Source organism: Fructilactobacillus sanfranciscensis DSM 20451, assembly GCF_001436035.1.
Taxonomy (GTDB): Bacteria; Bacillota; Bacilli; order Lactobacillales; family Lactobacillaceae; genus Fructilactobacillus; species Fructilactobacillus sanfranciscensis.
The window spans coordinates 1-4,861 of record NZ_AYYM01000038.1 but is presented as its reverse complement, the minus strand read 5'-3'; the positions used below and the strand labels follow the sequence as shown (position 1 = coordinate 4,861).

3 protein-coding genes and 1 pseudogene are annotated in these 4,861 nt (G+C 38.9%); 2 read left to right on the top strand and 2 right to left on the bottom strand.

Translation table 11 applies throughout. The features are described 5' to 3' along the window. Positions 1-2,827, bottom strand: a 2,827-nt coding sequence (locus FD36_RS06105; RefSeq protein ID WP_421823269.1) for a mucin-binding protein, incomplete at its 3' end; no start/stop codon positions are given. 146 nt (positions 2,828-2,973) lie between these two features. On the opposite strand from FD36_RS06105, the gene tnpA reads away from it, so the two are divergent. Continuing rightward, positions 2,974-3,426 carry an IS200/IS605 family transposase gene (tnpA, locus tag FD36_RS06100; RefSeq protein WP_056958800.1) on the top strand — a complete coding sequence of 151 codons (453 nt, stop codon included), beginning with the start codon at positions 2,974-2,976 and terminating at the stop codon, positions 3,424-3,426. Continuing rightward, on the top strand, positions 3,407-4,546 hold the full coding sequence (locus tag FD36_RS06095) for an RNA-guided endonuclease TnpB family protein (protein ID WP_056958798.1): 1,140 nt from the start codon (positions 3,407-3,409) through the stop codon (positions 4,544-4,546). The genes tnpA and FD36_RS06095 overlap by 20 nt, the downstream gene beginning before the upstream one ends. Before the next feature lie 128 nt (positions 4,547-4,674). Here FD36_RS06095 and FD36_RS06950 read toward each other — a convergent pair. After that, a pseudogene (locus FD36_RS06950) lies at positions 4,675-4,861 on the bottom strand (hypothetical protein); the annotation flags it as partial.

Genomic DNA, 4,861 nt, shown 5'->3' with positions numbered 1-4,861 from the left:
TTGGATCTACTGGTTTTCCTGGTGTTTGTGGATTCGTTGGATTTACTGACGTCAACTGATGCTTCAAGTGAACCGTGAAGTTCTGATCAGTTGTGTCATCATTGTCGAACGTCAAATCTGCTGGATAGCCATCAGTAACCAACTCATACCCTTGTTTCTTATAATCCGCAATGCTGCCACTGGTACTATAACTGGATTTCGAACCCGTTGTTCCTGAAATTGAATCCGTCTTTAAAGTTTTTCCGGTCGTATCATCAACGTAGCTGACACTACCTTTTTGCTTATCTGCTGTATAGGTGATCGTTGTATCTTTCGTTGGATCACTTGGCTGATAACTGCTACCTGGTGTCAAAACATGACCTTCTGGATCATGTGCTGTATAACCTGGTACCGTCGGTACACCGGCTGGTTTAACCTTCGTCGCATCACTTGGGTCATTTGAATAGGCTACTGTTGGTGCTCCAGGGAAGTTCTTATCACTTGAACTTGGTACCAATGAACCGACTTTCGTGTATGTCACGGTTTCATTAACATCTGCTGAATCGGCATTCAAGTCAGTTACGGCAGCTGTCTTAGCTTTATTAGCTACAGATCCCGACACCACTGGGACAGCAACGGCATCAAAGGTCGTATCACCATTTGTCGCTGTCCAAACTGTTGTTCCAGCACCACTTGTAATAACTTCACCAGTAACGTTATCAACAACGACTGTTCGTGTGAAGTTGACAGAATCACTGTGCTTCTTGGCCACTACGTGTCCATTCTGATCAACATAGCTGACGGTCTCATTGACCGTCTTATCATAGTTGGTGCTAATTGGCCATTTCGGACTATCTGGATCATCTGGATTAATTGAAGCTCCTGGTGTTTGTGGATTCGTTGGATTTACTGGCGTCAACTGATGCTTCAAGTGAACCGTGAAGTTCTGATCAGTTGTGTCATCATTGTCGAACGTCAAATCTGCTGGATAGCCATCAGTAACCAACTCATACCCTTGTTTCTTATAATCGGCAATATTGCCACTAGTACTATAACTAGATTTCGAGCCCGTTGTTCCTGAAATTGAATCCGTCTTTAATGTTTTTCCGGTCGTATCATCAACGTAGCTGACACTACCTTTTTGCTTATCTGCTGTATAGGTGATCGTTGTATCTGTACCAATATCATAAGGTGTTGGTGGAATATAACCCTTAGTACGATCATCGGGATCAACTGGCACCAAAGGAGTCCCCATATAATCTTCAGGTGTATAGCCAGGAATAAAAGCAATAACCGGATAATCAGGCGCCGATGAATCAGCAATCTTAGTAGGGTTACTAGGATCATTGGGATAAATTCTTGACGTTATTGAGCCATCAGGATTAGAGACAATCCAGTTGCCTAGCTTGTTGTAAACATACTTAACATCAAAGGTTTGTGGGATATATGGATTTTCAATTACGTATGGCTTAGTCATCGGATAAACGTATGTCGTATAACCGTCTGTCATATAAACGTCTGTCTTTAATTTATACGTTATCGGAGAATCTGAAGGCTTTATACTTGGCCATGTTCCGAGAACTGTTCCATCTCGAGCAATTGAAGCAGACATTGTTCCATCTGAACCAGTCTGAGTGTAAGTAATAACTACTCCATCATGAAAGTTTTTAACATAACTAGCACCAATCTTTCCGTATGGTGACATAACGCCATTTGAATTAGCAGGTGCAGTAGCATAGTACCCATTTATAACATTTACGTCGCTCGTCGTATAATTTTGGCCAACTAACCCTTTTTGTGTATAAGCAGCAACTGGATTACCATTACTGTCGGTGATTTGTTTGCCATCTTTATCAACGTAATAAGTTGTTTGTGTGATCAATTTTGGTACAAACCAAGAAAGTGTACCGTACTCGGCATTATCAAATTCACTAGCTCTATATTTAGTAACAAAAGTGTCGCTAGAGCTTTGGACCATTTCAAAATAAACATCATTATAATAGGTGGTATGCTTAAATACACGAGATGTTGGATAAGTATTTTGATTTAAAGTGTATCGCTTTAAAATCTCATTTGATGCCGATAATTCCGTTACATAAACAATTCCATCGCCCGTTCGATTAGTTGAAAAAACAATTTGGTTTCCACCATTTATTTCTTGCAACCATTCATAACTGTAATGAGAGTTATCTGGATCAATCCACATTCCAGATGGATAATCTGGATCACTAACTGAGAAACCCGTATTGGTAACTGAACTTGCCAATACCTTTCTACCGTAGTTTTGAGCAAACTTAGTTGTAACTATTGCACTATTTTTAGAAACATTAGTGGCTATCTGCGCTACACTCTGTTTTCCACTCGCACTGGTTACATCAGCCTTCACTGCACTACTGCTACTTGCACTGGTCGTTTCAGCCTTTAGTGGCGTTGGTTGTACCTCTACCTTAGAAGTGTTATCTGAACCTTGTGGTTTAGCATCATTAACTGGGGCAATTTCTGTTTTTGCAGGATCTTCATTTTGAGCAACTTTATCAGGTTGGTTTGATACTGTTTGTTCCTGGTTAATTGAAGCAGGTTGTGCTTTTGCGTTATAAGTTGCTGCATCTGTTGAAGCAGTTCCATTATCAGATTTGGTATCTGAACTAGTAGAATTAGTTCCTTGTTCTACAACTGGTTGTTCATTTACAACCGATTTAGAATCTGTTTGATAATCTTCTGATACCGCTGTATCTGCTTTAGCATCAGCACTAGCTGGAGCAGATTTACTTGTTTGCTCCGTTGTTTGCTCCGTTGCTGGTTGTTGAGCATCAGCATCAGCGTAAGCATTAACTCCTGAAACGTTCATTGCAAAGAATGCAAGCGTTCCAGTTGCTAAAATTCCATATTTTTGTATGTTGGCGAGGAAACACGTTCTTTTAAGGACGTGATGAATCGCCTATTCTTTTGCACGTAGTGCATATGGTTATTATGTTTTAGTGATATAATGATGATATGAAAGATACTAGTCGAATAACGTATGGTAGAACATCTGCCTTCAACTTAAACTATCACATCATATGGGGAACTAAATACCGCAATCGCGTTCTAAAAGGAAATGTTGAGATTGTATTGAAGCAAATCTTACTTGAAATTGCTTCAAAATACGGTTTTAGTATTGACCATATGGAAATTGGTAAAGATGATCACATTCACTTATTGGTTAGCGCACCACCAAAGCTATCCGTAACTAACATCGTAAGATGGCTCAAAGGAATCAGTGCATGGCGACTATTTCGTGAATGTCCTGAATTACAAAATAGCTATTGGAAAAAGGCAAATCGTCACCTATGGTCACCAAGTTATTACGTTGAAAGTATTGGAACAACGAATCAACAAGCTGTAGCAAAGTATATTGATGATCAACGGTTAAAGGAGGTGAATTTAAATGACCCTACGGGCAATTAAAACTAGAATCTATCCAAATCAAACTCAACAAGATAAAATTATTGCCAACTTTGGTTGCTGTCGTTTTGTCTGGAATCAACTGCTCAACATGCAAATTAAGCGATATAACAATGGCAGTTCGTACGTAAATGAATTTGGTATGAACTACTTAATTAAGTGTCTCAAGCAAGAGTATCCGTTATTAAAACAAGCTGAGTCAACTAGCTTATTACATGTTAGCCGCGATTTACACAAAGCATTTCAGAAACTGTTCAAAGAACACGTTGGTTATCCAAAATTCAAATCACGCAAGTTTCCTAAGCAGAGCTATCAGTCCAATTCAGTTAATCACAATATCCAACAAACGGATAAGCACGCTATTAAATTACCAAAACTAGGTAATATTCGTTTTAAAGCAGGGCGCCAAGTTACAGGTAAGATTAAGAATGTGACAATCAGGTTATCGGCTACGGGCAAATATTATGCCATTGTCTTAATTGATGAAGATATTTTGGAGCTTCCCACTACTAATCAATCCGTAGGAATTGATATGGGAGTTGCAGACTTAATGATTACCAGTGATGGCGTTAAATTCCCGACTATCCGCTTTGATAAATTACTATCTCGGAAAAAACACTATTGGGAAAAACGCTTAGCGCGTAGACGACTACAAGCTATGAAAGAAATTGCTTGGGATCACCACAATAAAGTGTTGGTACCACGAGAGTTATCTGATTTTAGCAATTACCTTAAAGCTAAACACATGGTGGCCAAGTATAACGAAAAGATTGCTAATCAACGCAATAATTACCTGCATAATCTAACCAAACAGCTAGTAGAGCAATACGATGTGATTAAGATTGAAGATTTGAAAACCAAAAATCTTCTACGTAATCATAAGTTAGCTCGTGCAATTGCTAATCAGTCATGGCGAGAACTACGTTCTCAGCTTGAATATAAATGTGCTTGGTATGGAAAACAGTTAGTCACTGTGAATCCACGAAAGACTAGCCAAATATGTTCTAATTGTGGCTACGATGATGGTAAGCATACATTAGATATTCGTCAGTGGATTTGTCCTCAATGTGGTGTTAGCCATGATAGAGACATCAATGCCGCTAAAAATATCTTAAGTGCTTAACAGACTGTCTAGGCTCGGAACAAGCCGTGGTAAATAGCTGTAACCTCTGCACGTAGTGCTAGACACCATCGTGTAAGTCAGCAGTATTCCCAGAAGCTCGGTCATTTATGGCCGAGTAGTTCACCATACTAAGATGAAAAATGTGTTTCATCTTTTCCAACATTACTTAAAAACTTTCTTTTCAAAAAGACTAAAGCCTTTTTGAATAATTTTCGTTTTCCAATTTGAATCCAATTACATTCAATATATGTGACTTGATTTGTGTTAGTCAAAGTATCCATTGAAAGATCTGACTTTGTGTTAATCCAAGTATCC

What these genes read in the sequence shown, in the direction of transcription:
- tnpA (WP_056958800.1), top strand. Translation starts at nt 2,974, where the DNA reads ATGAAAGATACTAGTCGAATAACGTATGGTAGAACATCTGCCTTCAAC.
- FD36_RS06095 (WP_056958798.1), top strand. Translation starts at nt 3,407, where the DNA reads ATGACCCTACGGGCAATTAAAACTAGAATCTATCCAAATCAAACTCAA.